Origin of the sequence: Aeromonas sp. QDB23 (assembly GCF_027707745.1) — a bacterium.
GTDB classification, from domain to species: Bacteria; Pseudomonadota; Gammaproteobacteria; order Enterobacterales; family Aeromonadaceae; genus Aeromonas; species Aeromonas allosaccharophila.
The window spans coordinates 157883-181264 of record NZ_JAPCJA010000002.1; the positions used below are offsets into that span (position 1 = coordinate 157883).

The 23382-nt window shown below is 58.8% G+C and carries 19 protein-coding genes; 6 read left to right on the forward strand and 13 right to left on the reverse strand.

Features of this window, described 5'->3' with window-relative positions:
- Positions 1 to 44 precede the first annotated feature (44 nt).
- Together PG888_RS01775 and yciA are read left to right on the forward strand one after the other, a co-directional pair.
- Entirely contained in the window at positions 45 to 878 is an 834-nt protein-coding gene (locus tag PG888_RS01775; protein ID WP_182939281.1) for an NAD-dependent epimerase/dehydratase family protein, read from the forward strand.
- Positions 879 to 937: 59 nt separating this feature from the next.
- On the forward strand, positions 938 to 1342 hold the full coding sequence (gene yciA, locus PG888_RS01780; protein ID WP_042061418.1) for an acyl-CoA thioester hydrolase YciA: 405 nt from the start codon (positions 938 to 940) through the stop codon (positions 1340 to 1342).
- Here the strand turns inward: yciA and PG888_RS01785 are convergent, their stop codons facing one another.
- The gene (locus PG888_RS01785; RefSeq protein ID WP_042061420.1) at positions 1343 to 1567 is read right to left on the reverse strand and encodes a hypothetical protein; all 225 of its coding nucleotides are present in this window, start codon (positions 1565 to 1567) and stop codon (positions 1343 to 1345) included.
- A 106-nt stretch (positions 1568 to 1673) separates the two neighbouring features.
- On the opposite strand from PG888_RS01785, the gene PG888_RS01790 reads away from it, so the two are divergent.
- Complete coding sequence (locus PG888_RS01790; protein WP_075114512.1) at positions 1674 to 2519, forward strand: endonuclease/exonuclease/phosphatase family protein; 846 nt, start codon at positions 1674 to 1676, stop codon at positions 2517 to 2519.
- 105 nt (positions 2520 to 2624) lie between these two features.
- Here the strand turns inward: PG888_RS01790 and PG888_RS01795 are convergent, their stop codons facing one another.
- The 9 genes from PG888_RS01795 to PG888_RS01835 all read right to left on the reverse strand — a co-directional run bounded on the left by PG888_RS01795 (position 2625) and on the right by PG888_RS01835 (position 13564).
- A complete protein-coding gene (locus tag PG888_RS01795) occupies positions 2625 to 2921 on the reverse strand; it encodes a GrxA family glutaredoxin (protein ID WP_257496286.1) in 297 nt (98 codons plus the stop codon).
- Between the two features lie 97 nt (positions 2922 to 3018).
- Positions 3019 to 4455, reverse strand: a complete 1437-nt coding sequence (dacB, locus tag PG888_RS01800) for a D-alanyl-D-alanine carboxypeptidase/D-alanyl-D-alanine endopeptidase (protein ID WP_182939282.1) — start codon at positions 4453 to 4455, stop codon at positions 3019 to 3021.
- A gap of 119 nt (positions 4456 to 4574) precedes the next feature.
- Entirely contained in the window at positions 4575 to 6335 is a 1761-nt protein-coding gene (locus tag PG888_RS01805) for a DEAD/DEAH box helicase (RefSeq protein WP_182939721.1), read from the reverse strand.
- A gap of 104 nt (positions 6336 to 6439) precedes the next feature.
- Positions 6440 to 7477 carry an HlyD family secretion protein gene (locus PG888_RS01810; RefSeq protein ID WP_075112117.1) on the reverse strand — a complete coding sequence of 346 codons (1038 nt, stop codon included), beginning with the start codon at positions 7475 to 7477 and terminating at the stop codon, positions 6440 to 6442.
- 3 nt (positions 7478 to 7480) lie between these two features.
- Positions 7481 to 7819, reverse strand: coding sequence for a DUF3302 domain-containing protein (locus PG888_RS01815; RefSeq protein WP_058053676.1), 339 nt, complete (start codon positions 7817 to 7819; stop codon positions 7481 to 7483).
- A gap of 222 nt (positions 7820 to 8041) precedes the next feature.
- Entirely contained in the window at positions 8042 to 9463 is a 1422-nt protein-coding gene (locus PG888_RS01820) for a carbon starvation CstA family protein (RefSeq protein ID WP_182939283.1), read from the reverse strand.
- A gap of 140 nt (positions 9464 to 9603) precedes the next feature.
- Entirely contained in the window at positions 9604 to 10308 is a 705-nt protein-coding gene (gene btsR / locus PG888_RS01825) for a two-component system response regulator BtsR (protein ID WP_182939284.1), read from the reverse strand.
- Entirely contained in the window at positions 10305 to 11975 is a 1671-nt protein-coding gene (locus tag PG888_RS01830; protein ID WP_182939285.1) for a sensor histidine kinase, read from the reverse strand. The genes btsR and PG888_RS01830 overlap by 4 nt, the downstream gene beginning before the upstream one ends.
- 353 nt (positions 11976 to 12328) lie before the next feature.
- The gene (locus tag PG888_RS01835) at positions 12329 to 13564 is read right to left on the reverse strand and encodes an HD-GYP domain-containing protein (RefSeq protein ID WP_182970751.1); all 1236 of its coding nucleotides are present in this window, start codon (positions 13562 to 13564) and stop codon (positions 12329 to 12331) included.
- Between the two features lie 230 nt (positions 13565 to 13794).
- Here PG888_RS01835 and PG888_RS01840 point away from each other — a divergent pair, with 230 nt between their 5' ends.
- Entirely contained in the window at positions 13795 to 15411 is a 1617-nt protein-coding gene (locus PG888_RS01840) for a phosphoethanolamine transferase (protein ID WP_182939287.1), read from the forward strand.
- A 70-nt stretch (positions 15412 to 15481) separates the two neighbouring features.
- Here the strand turns inward: PG888_RS01840 and nagC are convergent, their stop codons facing one another.
- Genes nagC through nagB form a run of 3 tightly spaced genes read right to left on the reverse strand, consistent with a single transcriptional unit; the run spans position 15482 to position 18656 of the window.
- The gene (nagC, locus tag PG888_RS01845) at positions 15482 to 16696 is read right to left on the reverse strand and encodes a DNA-binding transcriptional regulator NagC (protein ID WP_042057499.1); all 1215 of its coding nucleotides are present in this window, start codon (positions 16694 to 16696) and stop codon (positions 15482 to 15484) included.
- Between the two features lie 4 nt (positions 16697 to 16700).
- Positions 16701 to 17846, reverse strand: a complete 1146-nt coding sequence (gene nagA / locus PG888_RS01850; protein WP_042657090.1) for an N-acetylglucosamine-6-phosphate deacetylase — start codon at positions 17844 to 17846, stop codon at positions 16701 to 16703.
- Between the two features lie 9 nt (positions 17847 to 17855).
- Positions 17856 to 18656, reverse strand: coding sequence for a glucosamine-6-phosphate deaminase (gene nagB / locus PG888_RS01855; RefSeq protein ID WP_042057494.1), 801 nt, complete (start codon positions 18654 to 18656; stop codon positions 17856 to 17858).
- 273 nt (positions 18657 to 18929) lie between these two features.
- On the opposite strand from nagB, the gene nagE reads away from it, so the two are divergent.
- Positions 18930 to 20408, forward strand: coding sequence for an N-acetylglucosamine-specific PTS transporter subunit IIBC (nagE, locus tag PG888_RS01860; protein WP_058053683.1), 1479 nt, complete (start codon positions 18930 to 18932; stop codon positions 20406 to 20408).
- Positions 20409 to 20528: 120 nt separating this feature from the next.
- The gene (locus PG888_RS01865; RefSeq protein WP_182939288.1) at positions 20529 to 23192 is read left to right on the forward strand and encodes a beta-N-acetylhexosaminidase; all 2664 of its coding nucleotides are present in this window, start codon (positions 20529 to 20531) and stop codon (positions 23190 to 23192) included.
- Positions 23193 to 23382 lie beyond the last annotated feature (190 nt).

Sequence of the window (23382 nt, forward strand, 5' to 3'; positions counted from 1 at the left end):
CAGGTAAGCTGCGGGGCAAATAGTGTCAAGCAGGAGAAGGGACGATGACAGAACAACATATCGCTGGGACGATCGGCATTCTGGGGGCGGGGTGGCTAGGGCTGCCGCTGGCGCGGGCCCTGCTGGCGGCAGGCAAGCAGGTAGCGGTCACGGTCAGCAGCGCCGAGAAGGCGGCCCGTTTGCAGGGGGAGGGGATCGATGCTCATCCGCTGACGATTTCTGCCGAGATGCCCGTTGCTGATCAACAAGCGCCGTGGCCCATCCCCTGCGAATCGCTGGTTATCTGCGTACCGCCCAGCAAGACCGATGACTATACGCAAGCGGTGGCAAAGGCCTGTGCGTTGGCCAAAGCGAGCGGCACCCGGCGGGTGCTGTTTGTCAGCGCCACCTCGGTATGGGGGGCGGGTCAAGAAGAGGGTGAACAACCCAAACCCCGCCATGCCCGTGGCGAGCGAATGCTGGCGGCGGAGCAGGCGGTGCTGGCGGCCGGTTTCGAGGCGGTGATGATAGTGCGCCCCTCCGGCCTTTATGGCCCGGATCGCCATCCCGGCCGTTTCCTGGCGGGCAAGACTCTCGATGGCGGCGCCCAGTCGGTTAATCTGGTCCATCTGGACGATGTGGTGGCGGCTTGCATCTTGCTTCTGGAGCGGGGCAAGGACGGGGATGTGTTCAACCTGAGCGCGCCGGTACATCCGCGCCGCGAGCAGTTCTACCCCTTTGCGGCGCGCCAGCAGGGGCTCCCTGCGCCGGTCTTTATCGAGCCTGCCGGTGAATTTCAGCCCATCGATGGCCAACTGATTTGCCAGCAGATGGGATTCAACTATCGCTGGCCCGATCCGGCCCACTGGTTTGCCGAGCTGGCCGCCTCGGGCAATTGAGGTTTGCCAAGGGGGTGATCGCCCCCTATCATGCCGCCATCCATGAGAGAGAGGCGGTAATGATGGTAGATACAAAACGTCACCCCGATGGGGAGTTGTTGCTGAGAACCCTGGCAATGCCAGCCGATACCAACCCCAATGGCGACATCTTTGGTGGCTGGATCATGTCCCAGATGGATATAGGTGGGGGCATCATGGCCAAGGAGCTGGCAAAAGGACGTATTTGTACCGTATCCGTCGAAGGCATGACCTTTCACAGTCCGGTCAAGGTGGGCGATGTGGTCTGCTGCTACGGTCGCTGCATCAAGATTGGCCGCAGCTCCATGAAGCTGAAGCTGGAGGTGTGGGTCAAGCCGGTACTGCGGGAAAACGATGCCCAGCGTTACTGTGTGACCGAGGGGGTCTTTACCTATGTCGCCATCGACGACAACGGTAAATCCCGCCCGGTTCCGGTCAGCGTCTGATCAAATCAGCCGGGCATTGATGATGGATATTTCCTGCTCAAGCCCGGTTTTTTGCCGTATCATGCGTTCCAGCATCTCTTCCGAGCCCACATATTGCAGGGTGTCAAACAGGCAGAGATCGCATTGAGGGTCCCGTCTTATCTGATAGACGGTGGCCAGCTCCACTTGATGACAATTTCCTTGTTGATCATAAAACGTCACGCAGTACCGAAGTTCTCTCGCCATTGACAGGCTCCTTCTGGTTGGGTGGAACAGGGACTATCAGCTTAGTCGGCGTGGATGACGTTTGTGATGGTCGCAACAAAAAGCAAAGGCGGGCGGTTGTTAGCCAATGAAAAATAGTTATCGCATTCTTGGCACCTCCCTGCTGACCCTGGGGTTGGTAGGTTGTTTTGAGGTGCCGGATCAGAACCATCTGGTCACAGCTCAAGGGATTGTGCCGGGACTCGACTGCCAGCGTCCGCCGCTGGTAGCGTTGGCGACCACGGCGCTGCCCCGTGAATTCGGGGTGACGGTGTGGAATCTCTACAAGGGCCAGCGCAAAAACTGGCGTGAAGGGATGGACAGTTATGCCAAGGGGCAGGATCTGGTGTTGCTGCAAGAGTCGGCCACCCGTCCCGAGATGCTCGACTGGCTGCGTGCCGGTGATTTCCAGTGGCAACAGCTGCAAGCCTTCACCCAGGGCGGCGTCTCGTTCGGGGTGATGACGGTGGCCAAGACCCCGCAGGCGTTCGTCTGTGGCGTGCGCTCCCCCGAGCCTTTGCTGCGCATCCCCAAATCCGGGCTGGTGAGCCTCTATCCGCTGCAGGGCGACCCTGACGGCGTGCTGGTGATCAACCTCCATGCGGTCAATTTCGAGCTGGGGATGGCCACTTTTCGCGAGCAGCTCAACGATCTGACTGCCTTGGTACGCCGCCATCAGGGGCCGGTTATTCTGGCCGGTGACTTCAATACCTGGAGCGACAAGCGCCAGTTCTGGCTGAACAAACTGGTGGACGAGCTGGGCCTGCAAGAGGCCGTGCCGGTGCCTGACTTGCGTCGCACTGCGTTTGGTCGTCCGCTGGATCACCTCTACTACCGCAATCTGGACTTGGTCGAAGTGAGCTCACCGGCGACCGACTCTTCCGATCACAACCCCATCATTGCGCGCTTTGCCGCCCAGTCGGTGACCCCTTGATCGGGGATGATGTGCGAGTTCCGCTCATAAAAAATCCGGCGCCTGATGGCGCCGGATTTTTTTATACGCTCTGGCGGTTAACCCGCTCGAGCTGACCCGCAGGCATTACTGGTAGAGACCCAGATTCTCTTTGGCGTAGGCTTCGAAATCGGTGCAGCCACCGATGTGCTGCTCGTCCAGGAAGATCTGCGGCACGGTATTGACCGGCTTGCCGGCGCTCTTGGCCAGATCTTCTTTGGTGATCCCTTCGGCATGGATATCCACGTAGCGGAATTTGAAGTCATCGCGCTGCTCGGTCAGCTGCTCGGCGATCTGTACGGCACGGACACAGTAGGGGCAACCCGGGCGACCAAAAATCACTGCAAACATATTTTCTCTCCGTTCTTTAAGCCGTTTTGCTATGGCCGTTGATATGAGGCAGGCAACAGCATAGCCCTGCCTCGTGGCGACTTGAAGCCGAAATTATCGATACAGTGATTCGAGTGGACCTATTACGGCATCACTGCGGCTCGGCGATCTGGATCGGTTGCTGCTGATAGATGCTCTCCAGCACCCCCTTCTCGAATACGGTCCAGGGCCCGGGTGCCTTGCTGGCACGGTAGCGTTCATGGGTCGCCGGATCTTGCGACAGGCCGCGCTGGAACATCACGAACGCCTTGCGCTGGCCGCCTGCGGTATCGATAAAGCCCACCAGATTGGAGGTACCGGTGATGGTGCCTGTCTTGGCGTGGACCTTGTTCTTCATCATGGGGGCGGTGACGCTGCGCCGCCACGCCAGAGTGCCATCCACCTGGGAGCTTGGCAGCAGCTTGATCAGGCCAAGCTCTGCATCGTTTTTCTGGATAAAGTTGAGCACCGACAGCATCTGACGGGCGCTGATGAGATTGTGAGCAGAGAGGCCGGAGCCGTCGGCCAGGGTGGCGTTGCCCAGATCGATACCGTTCTTGGTCAGAATGGCGCGTACCGCCATGGTGCCGCTGCGATAGCTGCCCGGCTTGTTGTAGTAGTGACGACCCACGGTTTTGAGGAAGGTATCGGCGTAGAGGTTATCCGATTTCTTCAGCATCTTGGCGAGCATCACCGGCAGGGAGACCGAGTAGTGGGTGCCCAGTGTCTCGGCGCCGACCGGTGACTTGTGAGTGACTCGCAGCAGGCCATCATGCTTGATGCCCGCCCGGTTCATCGCCCAGCGGATGTTGTCCCAGCCCCAGGCTTCCACATCGTGGATGGCGAAACGCAGACCCTGTGGATCCTTGTTCGGGGTGATGCAGCCCTTGAGCTCGTAGAAGTTGCCCTTGGCCATGTCCACTTCCAGCGCGCAGAACTGGCGCGCCATGTCGGCGTAGCTCATCACTTCCACGTTGTCTGCACCGATGCCGATGGGGACGCCGGTGGCCACATTGCCAACCGCCGGTTTGCCGATCTGGGTGGCGGTGATGGTGCCGTAGGCGCAGTTCTTGTCGATGATGACCGAGGAGACCGGAGCGGCGAAGCAGAGGGTCTGATCCCCCCACGACCAGCCGTTGCCGCGCTCGTAGCCGTTGTAGGCGCCGGTGTTGACGTAGACATTGCCCTTGATCTGGTTGACCCCGAGTTGCTTGAAGAGCGCCAGCAGATCCATGCGGGAGAGGGTGGGGTCGCCGACGAAGTTGATCCAGATATCGCCGTTGATGGTGTCACCCTGTTTGGCGCCCGGCTGGGCCTGAATGTCGGTGGCGAAGCGGAAATCGGCACCGAGCTCGAGGCGGGCTGCCAGTGCGGTGAGCACCTTCATGGTGGAGGCAGGGGCGATCATCTGATCCGCATGGCGGGCGAACTCCACGCCGTTATTGCCCTGCACTATGATGGCGTACTGGCCACCCTGAGGGGGCGTCAGCGGGGCGGCCTGAGCCGCCAGAGAAAAGAGAGCACAAAAACCAATCAACAGCCGCTGCATAACATCCTCTAACGTGACGAAGGGGCCCGGCAGTGGTGCCGACCCTGATAATTCAACCTGCCGATGCGGGATCGACGGGGGTAACGCAATTCGTGGGATTGATGCCGGTCGCCTGGCCATCACGCCATCGAGTTGGCGGTGCGATAGCGACCCTCATAATCAAAAATCTTCTCTTTTATCTGCCAGAAGCGACCCGATTTGCGGGCGATGACAAAATCCGGATGACGGAACTGGCGCTCGCACGCCAGCACGCTCGCCAAGGTGGTGAATTCAGGCTCCAGCCCCGGGGCGGGCCAATGATGACGCACAAAGCGCTGTTGAAACAAGCGTTGTGCGCCCGGGGAGTGAAAACCGAAGTATTCGCTGAGGGTCAGACCATCCTCATCGTGGTAGGTCACCTCCAGCCGTTCCCCCTGTTTGCCGCGCCCTGCGGTGAGGGTTAGCCCTGCGCAGCGAATGACCATGCAATCCTTGAGATTGAGCGCCTCTTTAAGCTTGTCGTCCGGATCCACCAGCAGCTGATCGCAGCTCTGGCAGCGGCGGGCGGCAATGTCATTCTCTGCGCCGCAGCCCGGGCAAATCTTGGCGCGAAAGCGGTAGTCGCACTCCTCGCGATTGCCCTCGTCATCTTCAAACAGCCCCTGACAGCGGCGGCCGTAGTGCTCGATCACCTTGCCATCCTCGTCGGTCTTGCCCCAGAAGGTGTTGGCAAAGCCGCAGGCGGGGCAGGGCACTTGCACCGGTTCGGTACCGGCGTGGGGGCGGGGTTCCCCCACTTCAGGGGCGAACAGGTTGAAGTTGTTGCCCGCATAGTCGAGCACCAGACAATCCTCCTTGCCCGGCGACAGGCGCAGGCCCCGACCCACAATCTGCTGATAGAGCGACACCGACTCGGTGGGGCGCAGCATCACGATCAGATCGACATGGGGGGCATCGAAGCCGGTGGTGAGCACCGCCACGTTGACCAGAAACTTGATCTCCCGTGCCTTGAAGGCGCTGATAAGGGCATCGCGTTCCGGCCCCGGGGTCTCGCCAGTGATAAGGGCTGCACTCTGGGATTGGGCCTGCAACAGCCCCTGAATTTCCCGGGCGTGCTCGACGGTGGCGGCGAAGATCATCACCCCCTGCCGGTCGGCGGCATACTCCAGCACCTGACTCAGGATATGAGGGGTAACCCGCTGCTGGCGCTTGAGCTCGCCGTTAAGATCCGCCTCGCTGAACAGGCCGTTCTCCCGAGCCACCAGCTTGCTGAAGTCGTAGTGGACGATGGGGGCATCCACCATGCGCGGCGGCGTCAGGTAGCCGTTTTTCACCATGAAGCGCAGGGGCAGCTCGAACACGCAGTCGCCAAACAGCCGCTCGCCGTGGCTCTTGACCATGCCGTGGTAGTGGCGTCGGTAGATCCAGCCCAGCCCGAGCCGATAGGGGGTGGCGGTGAGACCTAGGATCTTGAGGGCGGGATTGGCTGCCTTGAGATGCTCGATCACCTGATGGTACTGGCTGTCGTCATCGAGCGAGACCCGGTGGCACTCGTCGATGATCAGCAGCGAGAAGGCGCCGTCGAAGGCCGCCAGATTGCGGGCGACCGATTGCACCGAGCCGAACACCACCTGAGCGCTCGCCTCCTTGCGATCCAGCCCTGCGGCGAAGATGTCGGCCTTGAGCCCCCACGCCTCGTATTTGGCGTGGTTCTGCTCCACCAGCTCCTTGACGTGGGCCAGCACCAGCACCCGACCGCGTGCCTTGCGGGCCAGTTCGGCGATCACCAGACTCTTGCCCGCACCGGTGGGCAGCACCACCACGGCGGGGTCCGGGTGTTTGCGAAAGTGGCTGATCACGGCGTTGACTGCGTCGGTTTGATAGGGTCTGAGAACGAACATGAGGGTGTGGCGTTTGGGCATGGTGTGGCGCCATTATAGGGATCTTGCCGCCACAAAAACAGCGGGCCGGCATGATGCCGGCCCGCTGGGAGGTAGGGTGCTGATTAATGGAACGGGAAGATGTAGTTCATCCAGCTTGCCATGCGCAGCAACACTTTCCGCATGATGGAGACATGGTGGAAGTAGTGGGTATAGATAGCAGCCTGACCACTGGCACCGGCGATCACCTGATACTTGGGCCACTCGGGGTCAGTGATGGAGATGATCACAGGCAGACGGCCCGGACGCACCGCAGTAGTCTGATCCAGCAGACCGGCGTTGGCTTGCACGTTACCGGCGGCAATGGCCGGGATCACTGCAGTCACCTTGCCCTTGAAGATCTTGCCGGGGATGCCATCGATCACCACTTCGGCCTCGTCGCCAATCGCCAGACGCTGCATGCTGTTTTGCCAGAACCAGCCGACATAGGCGGTCTCATCCTTGTGGATGAAGGTCATCACCGGGCGGTACATGAAGGGGGTGGCGATCATGCCGGGGCGCAGGGCCAGCTGCACTACATGGCCATCGCTCGGGGCATAGACCACGGTTTGGGCCAGCTGATACTTGGCTTCCAGCAGCTGAGCTTGCAGATCGTTCAGGGTGGCTTTCTGCTGGTCAATCTGGGCCACGATATCGTCTACGTTGGCCTGGCTGACATCCAGATCACGCTGTTTGCCGACACCACGTTGCATCAGCTCTTTGGCGCGATCCCGATCCAGCTTGGCGGAGCGCAGCCGCGCTTCGATGGATTTGAGGTGTTCGCGGTTGGATTCGACCCGTGCGGCGAGGCTGTCTGCCTTCAGGCGGAACGGCTCATCATCAAGGCGAAACAGCACATCCCCTTTTTTCACCAGCTGGTTGGGCTTCACCGGGACTTCAACGACCCGGCCCTTGACCAGCGGCACAATCGGGGTGGATATGTAGTAATTGCGCGCCATCTCCGAGTAGGGATGGTTGTAGTTCATCAGTATGATCAGGGCGCCGATGATGATGATGCCACCCAGTGCGGCAGTGGGAACCGTCCACTTGTTGAGCGGGATACGGAAGATTTTGAATACGGCCACACACAGTGCCGTATAAGTCAGGATCAGTAGCAGGTCCATGGTTTATCCCTGTTGCTCACTCTGTTCGATAGTGTTGATACGGCTCTTCAGATCGGCCAGCTCCTGCTTGAGAGCGGCCAGATCGTCTTCATCTTTTTCCAACCGCTGGCTAAAGCCCCAGCCGCGATCCGGCCGATAGAGGGTTGCCCAGATCCAGAGGAAGGGCCACAACACATGCAGGGTAAACAGGCTGACCCAACCCGCGACATGAATGGCATCCTGATGAGGGTGATTCCGGTGTTTGGCAATATCGTAGGGAATATCGTGGATCACGATAATTCCATAAAAAATGACCAGCCCGACAAAGACGAGCAGGCCAAGAGCAAAATAATCAAGGGCCATTTATAACCTCCACTGGCATGACGCGCAGCTTAATCATGGGTTCCAACAAGCACTAAAGCAATTAAGAATCACATATTTATCGTTATTTCGCACGGAATCTTAAGCGCTTTCGCTGTATTGAAGCTGAAGCCATCACAGAGTTTTGTTATTACTTTATTTGTCATTAAAAAAGGCGCCATAAGGCGCCTTTTTATGCTGTTTTTTGCAGCATTTTTTGCCGTATTACCCTTCACTGGCACGGCTGACCAGCGGCTGGCGGAATTTCACCAGGAAGGCAACGGTAATCACTGCGGTGGCTGCCAGACCGATGATGGTGGAGATCCCCATCTCCAGCCCGAACCCGATGGGGGCGTTGGCCAGATAGGTGAACACCACGGCGGTCATGAACATGGCAGGAAGGGTGCAGACCCAGTGCAGCTTGCCCTCTTTGATAAGGAAGGCGGCAGCAGCCCACAGCATGATGACGGCGGTGGTCTGGTTGGCCCAGCCGAAGTAGCGCCAGATCACCCCGAACTCGGCCTTGGAGATGATGAAACCAAGGATGAACATGGGGATGGCGATCAGCAGACGCTTGGCCAGCGGCTTCTGGGTCATCTTCAGGAAGTCCGCCACGATCAGGCGCGCACTGCGAAACGCGGTGTCACCGGAGGTGATGGGCAGGATCACCACGCCGAGGATGGCCAGAATGCCGCCCACGGTGCCGAGCAGGCTGGTGGAGACTTCGTGTACCACAGCGGCCGGGCCGCCGTTGGCCATGGTGGCGTTGAGTGCTTCGGTGCTGTCGTAGAAGGAGAGACCCAGGGTGCACCAGATCAGGGCGATGATCCCTTCACCGATCATTGCACCGTAGAAAATGAAGCGGCCGGATTTCTCGTTTTGCATGCAGCGCGCCATCAGCGGTGACTGGGTGGCGTGGAAGCCCGATACCGCGCCACAGGCGATGGTGATGAACAGCAGCGGCCACAGCGGCAGTTCGGTCGGGTGCAGGTTGGAGAAGTCCATCCCGGTGTTGTAGAAGCCTTTGCCGGAGGCGATCAGACCGATGATGAGGCCGACCGACATGAACACCAGCAGGGCGCCGAAGATGGGATAGAAGCGGCCAATGATCTTGTCGATGGGGACTATGGTCGCGAGGATGTAGTAGGCAAAAATCGCCACGATCCAGTAGACCAGATCGGTGGAGGTGAGGTTGGCGAGCAGCCCTGCTGGGCTCAGTACGAACACCACACCCACCAGCATCAGCAGCACCACGGCGAACAGGTTCATGAAGTGCTTGGCGGCGGTGCCCAGATGCTCACCGACCACGGTCGGCACCGAGGCGCCCTTGGCGCGCACTGACAGCATGCCGGAGAAGTAGTCGTGTACCGCACCGGCGAAGATGCAGCCAAAGACGATCCAGAGCATGGCGACCGGACCGTAGAGGGCACCGAGGATCGGGCCGAAGATGGGGCCGACACCGGCGATGTTGAGCAGTTGCACCAGATAGACTTTTTTGTCCGACATGGGGACATAGTCCACCCCGTCAGCCATGGTGATGGCGGGGGTTTTCAGCTCAGGTTTCGGGCCGAATATCCGTTCGATGAACTTGCCATAGATGAAATAGCCGGCGACAAGTAAGCCGACACAGAGGAAGAACCAGATCATTGCTACGCTCCTGCATTGTTATTTTTTGATTTGCACAGCGAGTCTAAAACGATTGCTCTGCTCTGGCAGGTGAAACGGCCCGAGCGGCGTCATGGCGCGCCGAGCGGTCGCCGGCTGTGATCCGGCGCACACTCCACGGCTCAGTCCAGTCCCAGTTGATCCTTGAGCTCCTTGAGATAACGACGGCTGACCGGCACCCTGGCTCCGCTCGGGGTGACGATCTCCGCCAGCTGGTTATCCAGCAGCTGGATCTCGAAGATGGCGTTGGGGGAGACCAGATACTGGCGATGGCAGCGCAGCAGCGGGCTCTTCTCCTCCAGCGATTTGAGGGTGAGCTGGGTGTGGAACAGCTCCCCCTGACAGGCCACATGGACGCCGCCAAGATCGGAGAAGGCATACTCCACCTGTGCGATGGGCAGCAGCCTGACCCGGTTGTGCAGATAGCCCGGAATGTGTTCGATGGTGGGGGCCAGCCGCTCGACCGGCTGTGGCGAGATATCCTGCTTGAGGCGGGCGAGGGTCTTGGCCAGCCGGGCGGGCTCCACCGGCTTGAGCAGGTAGTCAAAGGCATTCTCCTCGAAGGCCTGAATGGCGTACTCGTCAAAGGCGGTGACAAAGACGATGCGGGGCAGGGGGTCGAGCATGGCCACCAGCGCCATCCCGCTCAGCTTGGGCATCTGGATATCGAGGAACACCACGTCGGGCCTGAGCCGCTGGATCAGCGGCAGCGCCTCGATGGCGTTGGCCGCTTCCCCCACGATCTCGATGGCGGGATCGCAGGTCAGGTGCAGCTTCAGCTCTTCGCGGGCGTAGTGTTCGTCATCGACAATCAGGGTGCGGATCATGGTTGCTCCTTGGGGATGGTGAACGACACCCGGGTCCACTGCTCCGGTTCGCACGCAATGGTCACGCCGTAGCGTTCGCCAAAGGCGCTCTTCAGTCGCCGGTCGACGATGGTCATGCCAAGACCGTCACCGGTCGGGCGCGCTTGCCAGGTGCCGGCATTATCTTCCACATGGATGGTGACGCTGGCGGGCTGTTCCTCGGTCCAGAGGCGAATGCGCCCCTGCTCCAGCAGGGTCGAGATGCCGTGCTTGATGGCATTCTCGATCAGCGGTTGCAGGGTGAAACTGGGCAGCCGCAGTGTGGCCAGATGGGGCGGGATCTCGTTGATCACCGTCAATCTGTCGCCAAAACGGGCCAGTTCGATCTCCAGATAGGATTGGCAGTGCTCCTGCTCCTCCTGCAGGGTGGCAAGGCCGCTCTGGCGCTTGAGATTCTTGCGAAAGAACAGGGAGAGGTGCAGCAGCAGACCCCGCGCCTTGTCCGGATCGCGCCGGGTGATGGCACTGATGGTGTTGAGGGTGTTGAACAGGAAGTGGGGGTTGATCTGCGCCTGGATCAGCTTGAGTTCGGATTGCACCAGCAGCCGCTGATGCTGCTCCAGCCGACCGGCCAGCAACTGCTGTGACAGCAGGTTGGCAATCCCTTCCCCCAGGGTGTGGTTGATCTTGAGAAACAGCCGCTTCTTCGGCTCGTAGAGCTTGATGGTGCCGATCACCCCCTTGTCTCCCTGCAGCGGGATCACCAGCACTGAGCCCAGCTGGCAAGCGGGTGAGAGGCTGCAGCGATAGGGCTGGCTGTTGCCATCGGCAAACAGCACCTTGTTGCGGGCGATGGCCTTCATGGTGATGGCCGACGCAATGGGGGTGCCCGGCAGGTGGTGATCTTCCCCGGTGCCGATAAAAGCGAGGATTTTCTCGGTGTCCGTGATGGCAACGGCCCCTACGCCGGTCTCTTCCTGAATGATGCGGGCAATCTTGCTGCTCGCCTCTGGCGTAAAGCCCTGACTCATGATCCCTACGGTGCGGTTGGCGATGTTGAGCGCCTTGGCGGAGAAGACCCGTGAGAACTTTTCATACATCTGCTGCTGGTCGCGGATCATGCTGATAAAGAGCGCAGCGCCGCAGGAGTTGGCCAAAATCATCGGGGTGGCGATGGTGCGCACCAGCAGCAGGGATTTGTCGAACGGGGTGGCCACCAGCAGGATGATCAGCATCTGCATGATCTCGGCATAGAGGGTGGTAAAGAAGGCGATCCGAGGTTGAAACAGGGCATCCGTTCGCCCCGCGCGCATCAGCCGCCAGTGCACCACTCCGCCGAGCAAGCCTTCGCAGGTGGTGGAGATGGCGCAGGCGAGATCGGTAAATCCCCCCAGCGTGTAGCGGTGCAGACCACCGGTCAATCCCACCAGAAATCCCACCAGCGGGCCCCCCAACAGCCCCCCCAACACGGCGCCGACCGCCCGGGTGTTGGCGATGGCATCGTCGATATCGAGGCCGACATAGGTGCCGAGGATGCAAAAGCTGGAAAAGATGATGTATATCAGTATCTTGTGAGGTAGTCTCACCGAATAGTTGGCAAGCGGGCGCAGCAGCGGACTTTTGGAGAAGAGATAGGCGATCACCAGGCTGACGCTCATCTGTTGCAGCAAGGAGAGGACCAACTGCATAAAAAACGTTCCTCATAAGTCGGGTGAAAAAATAACCAGCCCGTGAATAAGTGTGATCAAGATCTTGTTCTGTTGGCCAAAAGGGCTGCAACGGGCCGCCAGTTTGCCAGAACAGGTGGATAAAACCATATTAAATCAGCATGTTAAATTGATATTTGTGTAAGCGGCCACGGGTTGATATTGATGGGTAGAGCATGGAAGTATCCGCTGGATACGCTACACGGAGGTGGCATGCTCCGCCCAGCCCCATGGCTGGGCGTTTTTTATACATGGTCAGATGGCAACCTTGGGATAGGGATTCGAGCAATTATTCCGGTTTGTCCAATGAGTTATCCCCAGCTTCTGGGGATAACTCAGAAGGCAAAGTAGTAGCAGAAGCGGCGGGTCAGATTGAAGAACTGCCGTTGTCCCTCATCCAGTTCGTCCTGTTTGATAAACGCGGTGATGGTGCGTTCATCTTCCCGCAGATCGATCATGGCGACCGCTTCCGGCCGCTGCGCCTTGATATAGGGCAGGATCTTCGGTTTGAGGGGCATGGTGGGCTCGGTGGAGAGCACCAGCGCGATGCTCTCGTCCGAGAGTTTCACCAGTGATCCTGGCGGATAGACCCCCAGCACCTTGACCAGCAACTTGACCAGATTCTGGTCGAACTTCTTCTGGGATAACTTGTAGAGCTGGCTGATGGCCTGACTCGGCGCCGCCGGGGTACCGCTGTTGCGGGGATGGAGCAGTTCGTCGTAGAAGTCGACCAGTCCGATCAGCCGGGCCAGCGGCGGGATCTCCCCCCCCTTGATCCCGAGCGGATAGCCGCTGCCATCGAGTCGCTCGTGGTGCAGATGGGCGACCTGACGGATTTTCGGCTCAAAGGCGTTGAGCTGGGTCAGCATGTCGAGCCCGTATTGCGGGTGCATGTTGAGAAAGTTCTGCTCTGCCTTGCTGAGCTCCCCACGCTTCTGGATGATCTGGCTCGGTATTTTGAGCTCGCCGATATCGTGGATAAGTCCGGCCAGACCGGTTTCTTCCAGTTCGATGGGATTCATGCCCAGCTCGCGCGCCATCAACATGGCGATAAAGGCCACGTTGAGACTGTGCTGCAGCAGGATATCGGTGTGGGGGCTGCGAATAAGGTGCAGCCCGAGGGGGCCCTCGTGCTGACTGAGGGTGAAGGCGGCATTGCGGACGATCTGGGCGGTGTTGGCCAGCCCTTCATCCGGTTTGAGATTGAGCGCCCCGAGCGCATCGCGCAGCTCGCTCATGGACTGGCCAAAGGCTTTGTCGGCGGCGCGCATGGAGCGGCGAAAGGCCTTCTCGTCAAAGGGGGGCGGGCCCGAGGCAATCAGCTCTTCCAGCTCGTCAAGATCAGGTCCTGCATCGGGAATATCACCGCGCAGCAGCGGCTCGATAGGCAGATCGCTCTTGTCGGGGTCGACCATCAGCAGGGTGAGATCAAGATGACGGATAATGTCGAGTTGCTGCTGATCCTTGATCTTGAACGTATTGAACATGAACGGATGGTTGGTCCAGCCGGTCGGAAGGTGGATAAAGTGGCCTACTCTCAACTGCTCTATCGAGGCTTGGATCAGTGCCATCAGTGAACCTGCATTTCGTGAATGCCTACTCAACAAGCTAGCAAAATCCAAGGGATAGACAACTAAAAATCCATTGTGAGTGAGGTGATTACCCCACGCTGTGATGGCGCGCACTAGCACCACGCTTCCCTTCTTAATTCGTTCTTAAGTTTGACTTCCTACGCTGGCCCCGTCGTTTCTGTTGGCTTGACCGCGCCCTCTCTCTGTAGGCCGGTATGTAGGAGTTGTTTATGCGAGTGACCCTCGGTGTACTGCAGACCAATCTGTTGCTGGTGCTCTTTTTCGCTCTGGTACTGAACTGGCCAATCTTTTTGCATTTCTATACGGTGCTCAGTGGTCTGACCCATGTCAAAGCCGGGTTTGCCATCTCGATCCCGTTGGTGCTGATCGCGGCGCTCAATGCCGTGTTTATTCCCTTCACGTTCCGGTTTGTGCTCAAGCCCTTTTTTACCTTGCTGATCCTGAGCGGCTCCATCGTCAGCTACGCCATGCTCAAATACGGCGTCATCTTCGATGCCGGCATGATGCAGAACATAATCGAAACTAACAGTGGTGAGGCTGGGGCCTATTTGAATGGCTCGGTGGCACTCTGGTTTCTGCTGACCGGGCTGCTGCCTGTTCTGGTGCTTTGGTCGATCAAGATCCGTTATCCAGCTCGCTGGTATCAGGGGCTGGCGTTGCGGGCAGGTGCGCTGGCCATCTCCCTGCTGTTTATCGGGGGCGTTGCCGCACTTTACTATCAGGATTACGCCTCGGTCGGGCGTAACAACAAGTCGCTGGCCAAAGAAATTGTGCCCGCCAACTATGTCCACGGCCTCTACAAATATGGGCGGGATGTACTGTTTGCCACCCCGATCCCCTACCAGCATCTGGGGACTGACGCCAGGGTGGTGGCCCGGGGAGGCAAGCCGACCTTGATGTTCCTGGTTGTGGGGGAGACTGCGCGCAGCCAGAACTACTCCCTGAACGGTTATGGAAAGGCAACCAACAGCTTCACCTCGAAAGAGCAGGGGGTGGTGTCGTTCAAGGATGTGCGTTCCTGCGGCACGGCAACCGCCGTATCGGTGCCTTGCATGTTCTCCAACCTCACACGGCGCGGCTACGATGATCAGCTCGCCAGCTCCCGTGACGGCCTGCTCGATGTGCTGCAGCATGCCGGGGTATCTGTGCTGTGGAAAGAGAACGATGGCGGTTGCAAAGGGGTGTGCCGCAATGTGCCGACCATCGAGATCCTTCCCAAATCCTATCCGGCGCTCTGTCAGGGAGAGTCCTGCTATGACGAGGTGCTGCTGGAGGGGCTGGATCAGCAGATTGCCGGCATGAAGGGCAACAAGTTGGTGGCCTTTCATCTGATGGGCAGCCATGGCCCGACCTATTTCCGTCGTTACCCTGCCAGCGAGCGCGCCTTTATGCCGGACTGCCCGCGCAGCGACATTGAAAACTGCAGTAACGAAGAGCTGGTCAACACCTATGACAACACCATCCGCTACACCGACAAGGTAGTGGGGCTACTGATAGACAAGCTCAAGTCGCTGGAGAGCCAGTACGATGTGGGACTGGTCTATCTCTCCGATCACGGCGAATCCCTCGGTGCCATGGGGCTCTATCTGCACGGCACCCCCTACAAGTTTGCGCCGGATGACCAAACCCGGGTGCCGCTGTTGACCTGGTTCTCGCCTCAGTTACAGGCCGATCGCCAGCTTGATATGGGTTGCCTGGCGGCGGAGGCAAGCAGCCAGCGCTTCTCCCATGATAACCTGTTTCACTCCATGCTGGGGATCATGGATGTGCAGACAAGTGTCTACGACAACAAGCTGGATCTGTTCAAGCCGTGTCGGGCGGGCTAAATCTCCAACGAGCACACAATAGAAAACGGCAGCCAGTGGCTGCCGTTTTGTTATCTCGCAAGGTAAGTCCTTACTTCTGCTCCATGATGATCTGCAGCAGATCCCCTTCCAGCAGGGCGCGCTTGACCAGCGCAAAGCCGCCATAGGTCGGCTGGTTCTGGAAGCGGGCCTTCACGATGGGCAGGCCACGGTGGAAGCTCGGCAGGGATTGATGCTCGACGCAGCGACGGATGGCCGGGAAGAGGATCTCTTCGGCGGCGGTGATTTCGCCGGCGATCAGCACCTTCTGCGGGTTGAACAGGTTGACCGTAATGGCTACCGCTCGTCCCAGATGCTCACCGACGTTCTCGATCACGCTGCGGGCCAGTTCATCACCGGCCATGGCCGCCTTGCACACCTCCTGAATGGTGATGTGCTTCTCTTGCAGCGCGCTCTGGTGGCCGCGGCTGATGAGCTCCTTCACCTTGTCGATGATCGCTTCGTTGGAGGCGATGGTCTCGAGGCAGCCGAAGTTGCCACAGTGACAGCGCTTGCCGAGCGGCTCGACCTGAATATGGCCGATCTCGCCGACGTTGCGGTTCTGACCAAGGAACACCTGACCCTTGGTGATGATCCCCGAGCCCGTCCCCTGGTGAACACTCACCAGAATGGAGTCCATGCAGTCGCGGGACTCGCCGAAGAAGTGTTCGGCCAGCGCCAGCGAGCGGGTGTCGTTACCCACGTAGCAGGGGAGGTTAAAGTGGTTTTCCAACAGCTTCGCCAGTCCCAGATTGCGGATCTGGTACTTGGGGGTGTAGATGACCATACCGGATTCCGGGTTGACCAGACCCGGCATAGTCAGTGCGATGCTGATCAGGTTGCGGCTGCGTTCGCGGTTGGCATCGATAAAGGCGCCAATCTCCCGCAGCAGCATGTCGACCACGGGTTGCTGGTCGATCTCGGTCACCTGGGTGACGTGCTGGTCGAGCTCCTTGCCATCGAGGTCATAGAGACTCAGTTGCAGGTAGCCACGGCCCAGCTTGGCAGAGACAAACTGAAAGCGTTGTTTGATGGTGGTCAACGAGATGGCTCGCCGCCCGCCGGTAGAGGCTTGCGGTGAGGTCTCCTTGATCAGGCCATGCTCGATCAGTTGCCGGGTTATTTTGGTCACGCTGGCCGGGGCCAGCTGACTCAACTCGGCAATCTTGACCCGGGAGATGGGGCCTTGCAGATCGATGAGCCGATACACGGCTGCACTGTTGACCTGCTTGATAAGATCTACGTTTGCTATTTGTCCGCCAGTCATGATGTCACTGTTGTGTGTAGTGTCCGTTAACCACGGTCCCACGGACCGTGAAGTCCTGATCGAAGACAGTGAGGTTGGCTACTTTACCGACCTGGATACTACCGAGACGTGAGTCCCATCCAATGGCGCGAGCGGGGTAGAGGCTGGCCATTCTCAGTGCTTCATCGAGCGGTAATCCGACCTGCTTGACCAGATTTTCCACCCCCTCAATCATGGTGAGGGAGGAACCGCCGAGTGTACCATTCTCGTCGACACACTGACCATCGCGTAAAAAGACGGTGGTGCCACAAAAATCAAATTTCTCAAAGCCTTCCGGCGCGCCGGCTGCCGCGGTGGCGTCGGTGACCAGCACAAGTCGTTCCCCCAGCACCTTGTGTGCCAGTCGCACGTTGGCCCAGTGAACGTGGTGACCATCGACGATGATGCCGGCATAGACATCCTTGCGATCATAGATGGCACCCACCACGCCCGGCTCGCGACCATTGAGGGTCGGGGTCATGGCGTTGTAGAGGTGGGTCGCAAAGCGAATACCGTTATCGAATCCGGCCATCGCCTGATCGTAACTGGCGGCAGTGTGACCGGCCGAGACCAGAATGCCCGCGTCCACCAGACGGCGGATATGGGCCGGCTCGTTGCGCTCCGGTGCCAGGGTGATCTTGGTGATGGCATCCGCGTTGGCGCAGAAGAAGTCGATCATCTCGTCCGCTGGCTGGCGAATTTGCGCGGCAGGGTGGATCCCCTTGCGCTTGAGGTTGGTGTAGGGCCCTTCCAGATGGACACCCAGCACCTCGTTGGGGTTGGCCGCCATGTAGTCACGGGTGACCGCAACGGCCTGCTTCATGTCGGCATCCGGACTGGTGATCAGGGTCGGCAGGAAGCTGGTGGTACCGGATTTGAGGTTGGCGGCCTGCATGGTCGCCAGGGTCTCGGTGGTGATGTCGGTGTTGAACATCACCCCGCCACAGCCGTTGAGCTGCACGTCGATAAAACCGGCGGTCAGGTTGGCGCCCTTGAGGTCAATCTGCTCGATGCCCGCTGGCAGCTCGGCCAGGTGAGAGATGGCGACAATCTTGTCGCCCTCGACAAGCACCCCGTAGCCGGTCAGCACGCAGCTGCCGGTGTAGAGGGTGCAGTTGGTCAATGCGTACATGACGACTCCTTACAGACGGCCGATGTTGGCGGCTTCCAGCTGCTGGAAGTAGCGGACGGTCTTGACCTTGAGCTCCATGGTGGAGGGCTCGTCGCACACCATCATTCCCTTCGGATGCAGTTGCAGGGTGGAGATGGTCCACATGTGGTTGACGCTGCCTTCCACGGCGGCTTGCAGGGCCAGTGCCTTGCTGTGACCGGTGACCAGGATCATGATCTCTTCGGCATCCATCAGGGTGCCGACACCCACGGTCAGCGCCAGCTTGGGCACCTGCTCCATGTCGCCGCCAAAGAAGCGGGAGTTGGCGATGCGGGTATCTTCGGTCAGGGTCTTGACCCGGGTGCGGGAGGAGAGGGAAGAGGCCGGCTCGTTGAATGCGATGTGGCCATCGTTACCCACGCCACCCATGAACAGGTGGATCTTGCCGTAGGACTTGATCTTCTCTTCGTAGCGCTTGCACTCGGCCACCAGATCGTCGGCATTGCCGTTGAGGATGTTGATGTTCTCGGGGCGAATGTCGATGTGACAGAAGAAGTTGTTGTGCATGAAGCTGTGGTAGCTCTCCGGGTGATCCTCCGGCAGGCCGACGTACTCGTCCATGTTGAAGGTGACCACGTTCTGGAAGCTCACTTCACCGGCTTTGTGCAACTCGATCAGGCGCTTGTAGGTGTTGAGCGGAGTACCACCGGTAGGCAGACCCAGTACGAAGGGGCGATCCGCCGTCGGCTTGAACGCGTTGATGCGGTCAACGATGTAACGGGCAGACCAGAGGCCTACTTGGCTGGCAGATTTCAACGGGATCAGGCGCATGATGGATACCTCTGTTTCGGGTTGCGACCGGGTTGGCGGTGGCAATTGGCTAAGACGGATTCAAGTTGTTTTATAGCGTAAATAAAGATTGCGAACTAAGCCACATCTATCCACCACCTTTATCTTGTTTGGGTGATAACGATCACGATTATCGGTTTATTAATTTGCGCAGCGAAATAAAAGCCCTAGACTGCCAATCAAGCCTTGATGGCTTATGCGTCAAACGTGATAAGCACTTAATTTCTAGAAAAACATTAACTAAGGAGAGGAACCGTGAACATTCTCGGTTATTTGCAAAAGATCGGCCGTGCCCTGATGGTGCCGGTAGCGGTATTGCCTGCCGCAGCGATCCTGATGGGGGTTGGCTACTGGATTGACCCGAATGGTTGGGGTGGTGACAGCGCGCTGGCTGCCTTCCTGATTAAGGCGGGTGCAGCCATTATCGATAACATGTCCGTACTGTTCGCAGTCGGTGTCGCTTACGGTATGTCCAAGGATAAAGACGGTTCTGCTGCCCTGGCAGGTCTGGTCGGCTTCTTGGTGGTTACCACCCTGCTGAGCCCGGGTGCTGTGGCCCAGATCAAGAGCATCCCGGTGGATCAGGTTCCTGCCGCGTTTGCCAAGATCAGCAACCAGTTCGTCGGTATCCTGTGTGGTGTTATCGCCGCTGAGCTGTACAACCGCTTCAGCAGCGTCGAGCTGCACAAGGCACTCTCCTTCTTCTCCGGTCGTCGTCTGGTACCGATCGTAACCTCCGTCGTGATGATCGTTGTCTCCTTCATCCTGATGGCGGTATGGCCGGCAATCTACGGTGGTCTGGTCTCCTTCGGTGAATCCATCGTGAGCCTGGGTTCCACTGGCGCCGGTATCTACGCCTTCTTCAACCGTCTGCTGATCCCGATTGGTCTGCACCACGCCCTGAACTCCGTGTTCTGGTTCAACGTGGCCGGTATCAACGACATCCCGAACTTCCTGGGTGGTCAGGCTACCATCGATGCCGCGCTGGCCGCTGGCAAGAGCCTGGATCAGGTGAAAGGCGTGGTCGGTATGTACCAGGCTGGCTTCTTCCCCATCATGATGTTCGGTCTGCCGGGTGCCGCTCTGGCCATCTACCACTCCGCCAAGAAAGAGAACAAAGAGAAAGTTGCTTCCATCATGATCGCAGCTGCCTTTGCCTCCTTCTTCACCGGTGTCACCGAGCCGCTCGAGTTCTCCTTCATGTTCGTGGCGCCGGTACTGTATGTCATCCACGCCGTACTGACCGGTATCTCCGTGTTCATCGCTGCCTCCATGCACTGGATGGCTGGTTTCGGCTTCAGTGCCGGCCTGGTGGATATGGTGCTCTCCAGCCGTAACCCGTTGGCGACCAACTGGTACATGCTGATTGCTCAGGGTCTGGTGTTCTTCGGCCTCTACTACGTGGTGTTCCGCGCAGTGATTGCCAAGCTGAACCTGAAAACCCCGGGTCGTGAGGAAGATGAGGACACAGCTCCGGCTGTCGCCCAATCTACCAACCGTACCGAGCTGGCCAAGCAATACCTGGAAGTGCTGGGTGGTCAAGAAAACCTGGTCTCCATCGATGCCTGCATAACCCGTCTGCGTCTGACTCTGAAAGACCGCAGCGTCGTCGATGAGCGCAAGCTGAAAGCCCTGGGTGCGGCCGGTGTGGTCAAACTCGGTGAGCAGAACCTGCAGGTGATTCTGGGCCCCTTGGCCGAAATCATCGCCGGTGAGATGAAAGCCCTGCGTTAATCGAGCACTCGCTCACCTCAAGTCTAAGTCCATTGTTGACATAACTAAGGGCCCCGCTCCGGGGCCCAATATAAAAAAGCCAAGAAAATCCAACCTTTACTTCAAATGAGAGCAGCAGTTATGAACTTGAAACATTCTCTGTTAGCCATTGCCATGTCTACCGTTTTTGCCGGTCCTGCGCTGGCAGCCGATGCCGCCAAGCAGGCCGTGGTCGACTCCCTCGCCAGTAACCTGGTGGTCAAGTATGAAGTGGTCACCAACGACGGTGCCGGTGCCGGCCTCGATTGCCAGGCGCTCGGTTCCGAGTGGGCGAGCTGTGGCGTTGCCAAGCTGCACCTGACCAACACCGGTGCTGACGTGACCTCCAAAGACTGGAGCATCTACGTCTCCTCCATCCGTCGTATCCAGCGTGTGGATAACGACCAGTTCACCATCACTCACCTGACCGGCGATCTCTATCGTTTGACGCCAACCGAGAAGTTCCAGGGCTTTGCCAAGGATGCCACGGTCGAAGTGCCGCTGGTGGTGGAATACTGGGTACTGTTCGAATCTGACATCATGCCGAACTGGTATGTCGCCAGCGAAGGTGCCGAGCCGAAAGTACTGGCCAGCATGAGCAACATCAATGATGCCAGCACCTACGAGAAGCCGATGCCGGCCGATGGCTGGAAGCGCACCAAGGATGACAAGAACATCCTGATGAACAGCGAAACCCGTTTCGCGGCCAACCAGACCAGCACCCTGCTGCCGGCTGGCAAGATTGACAACCAGATCCTGCCGACCCCGATGAAGCAGGTGGTCAAGGCTGGTCCGCAAATCGACTTCTCTACCATCAAGCTCAATGCCCTGGATTTGCCGAGCGATCGCGCCGAGGCCCTGAAGGCTCAACTGACCAAGCTGGGTGTTACCCTCTCCGACACCGGCTACCCGGTGACCATCAAGCTCGGCAGCAAGCTCAAGCAGGCTGAAGGCTATGACATGACCATCGGTCAGAAGGGCACCGTGATCCAGGGTCGCGACATCGACGGGGCATTCTGGGGTGCACAATCCCTGATCTCCCTGCTGGGTGTTGATGACAAGCTGGTGAGCCCGATGACCGTCGAGGATGCGCCGCGCTTTGAATACCGTGGCATGCAGACCGACGTGGCCCGCCACTTCCGCAGTCTGGATACCATGAAGAAGCTGGTTGACCAGATGTCTGCCATGAAGCTCAACGTGCTGCACCTTGGCCTGACCAACGATGAAGGCTGGCGTCTGGAGATCCCGGGTCTGCCGGAGCTGACCCAGGTCGGTAGCCAGCGTTGCCACGACGAGTCCGAAACCAAGTGCCTGATGCCGCAACTGGGTTCCGGCCCGACCAGCGACAACCAGGGTTCCGGTTTCTACAGCAAGTCTGACTACGTGGATCTGGTGCGTTATGCCAAGGCCCGCGGTGTGACCGTGATCCCCGAGATCAACATGCCGGCCCACGCTCGTGCTGCTGTGATCTCCATGGAAGCGCGCTACAAGCGTCTGATGGCGGAAGGCAAAGAAGCGGAAGCCAACCAGTTCCGTCTGACTGATCCGGCTGACACCTCCAACGTCACCTCAGTCCAGTTCTACGACAAGATGTCCTTCATCAACCCTTGCCAGCCAGGTGCTGCCACCTTCGTGGCCAAGGTAATGGATGAAGTTGCCCAGATGCACCAGGCCGCTGGTCAGCCGCTGACCGCATGGCACTACGGTGGTGATGAGGCGAAGAACATCATGCAGGGCGGTGGCTATCAGGATCCGGCCGTCACCAAGAAAGAAGAGCTGGTCGCCTGGAAAGGCAACGTCGATTCCAGCAAGCAGGACAAGCCGTTTGGCAAGTCCCCGATGTGCCAGAAGATGATCGACGAAGGCAAGATCAAGGAAGTGGGCGAGCTGCCGGTTTACTTCGCCAAGGAAGTGGGCCAGATGGTCAAAGACCGCGGCTTCTCTACCCTGCAGGCGTGGGAAGATGGCCTGAAGTACGCCAGCGGTGCCAAAGACTTCGCCACCGACAACACCCGAGTCAACTTCTGGGAAACCCTCTACTGGGGTGGCTTCAACGAAGCGATGAAGTGGGCGCACAAGGGTTACGAAGTGGTGCTGTCCAACCCGGATTACCTCTACTTCGATTTCCCGAACGAAGTACATCCGGCTGAGCGTGGCTACTACTGGGCAACCCGTTTCAACGACACGCGCAAGGTGTTCGCCTTCGCCCCGGAAAACCTGCCGCAGAACGCCGAAACCTCGGTTGACCGCGACGGCAACGCCTTCGTGGCCAAGGGTGACCAAGATCCGGTCAAGTTCAAGGGGATCTCCGGTCAGCAGTGGAGTGAAACCGTGCGTACCGATGCTCAGTACGAGTACATGGTCTACCCGCGTATCTTCTCCGTGGCCGAGCGTGCCTGGCACAAAGGCGGCTTCGAGCTGGATTACGTGAAGAACCGCGAGTTCTCCGGCGAGACCAAGCATGTCAACAAGGCCACCCTCAACAAAGAGTGGAACCAGTTTGCCAACGTACTGGGTCAGCGCGTGCTGCCGAAACTGGATCAGGCCGGTGTTGAATACCGCCTCTCCGTACCGGGTGCCAAAGTGGTGAACGGTGTGCTGGAAGCAAACGTGGATCTGCCGGGTCTGCCCATCCAGTACAGCCTGGACGGCACCAACTGGAGTGCCTATGACGCCGCGGCCAAGCCGAGCGTGAATGGCAAGGTCTACCTGCGTACCACCAGCTTCGATGGCAAGCGCACCAGCCGCGTCACCGAACTGAACTGATAGCAGTCAACCGTTAATGCAAGGTGGGTCGCAAGACCCGCCTTTCCCAAGGGCGATGGCGCATCGGGTTTGGGAAAGGTTGACTGTGCGTGTGAGCCTTTGTTGTGTGTAATTGTCTGTTTTGTTTTTCATCACTTTTAGCCCCGCCTTGTGCGGGGCTTTTTTATGCATTTGCTGCGCAATGTGCCAA

Coding starts and splice junctions, on each gene's coding strand:
- PG888_RS01815 (WP_058053676.1), bottom strand. CDS start 7,819: ATGGCCCTTGATTATTTTGCTCTTGGCCTGCTCGTCTTTGTCGGGCTG.
- PG888_RS01840 (WP_182939287.1), top strand. CDS start 13,795: ATGCGAGTGACCCTCGGTGTACTGCAGACCAATCTGTTGCTGGTGCTC.
- PG888_RS01810 (WP_075112117.1), bottom strand. CDS start 7,477: ATGGACCTGCTACTGATCCTGACTTATACGGCACTGTGTGTGGCCGTA.
- PG888_RS01785 (WP_042061420.1), bottom strand. CDS start 1,567: ATGGCGAGAGAACTTCGGTACTGCGTGACGTTTTATGATCAACAAGGA.
- nagC (WP_042057499.1), bottom strand. CDS start 16,696: ATGACTGGCGGACAAATAGCAAACGTAGATCTTATCAAGCAGGTCAAC.
- PG888_RS01805 (WP_182939721.1), bottom strand. CDS start 6,335: ATGTTCGTTCTCAGACCCTATCAAACCGACGCAGTCAACGCCGTGATC.
- PG888_RS01835 (WP_182970751.1), bottom strand. CDS start 13,564: ATGGCACTGATCCAAGCCTCGATAGAGCAGTTGAGAGTAGGCCACTTT.
- btsR (WP_182939284.1), bottom strand. CDS start 10,308: ATGATCCGCACCCTGATTGTCGATGACGAACACTACGCCCGCGAAGAG.
- PG888_RS01830 (WP_182939285.1), bottom strand. CDS start 11,975: ATGCAGTTGGTCCTCTCCTTGCTGCAACAGATGAGCGTCAGCCTGGTG.
- nagB (WP_042057494.1), bottom strand. CDS start 18,656: ATGCGCCTGATCCCGTTGAAATCTGCCAGCCAAGTAGGCCTCTGGTCT.
- PG888_RS01820 (WP_182939283.1), bottom strand. CDS start 9,463: ATGATCTGGTTCTTCCTCTGTGTCGGCTTACTTGTCGCCGGCTATTTC.
- yciA (WP_042061418.1), top strand. CDS start 938: ATGATGGTAGATACAAAACGTCACCCCGATGGGGAGTTGTTGCTGAGA.
- PG888_RS01790 (WP_075114512.1), top strand. CDS start 1,674: ATGAAAAATAGTTATCGCATTCTTGGCACCTCCCTGCTGACCCTGGGG.
- dacB (WP_182939282.1), bottom strand. CDS start 4,455: ATGCAGCGGCTGTTGATTGGTTTTTGTGCTCTCTTTTCTCTGGCGGCT.
- PG888_RS01775 (WP_182939281.1), top strand. CDS start 45: ATGACAGAACAACATATCGCTGGGACGATCGGCATTCTGGGGGCGGGG.
- nagA (WP_042657090.1), bottom strand. CDS start 17,846: ATGTACGCATTGACCAACTGCACCCTCTACACCGGCAGCTGCGTGCTG.
- PG888_RS01865 (WP_182939288.1), top strand. CDS start 20,529: ATGAACTTGAAACATTCTCTGTTAGCCATTGCCATGTCTACCGTTTTT.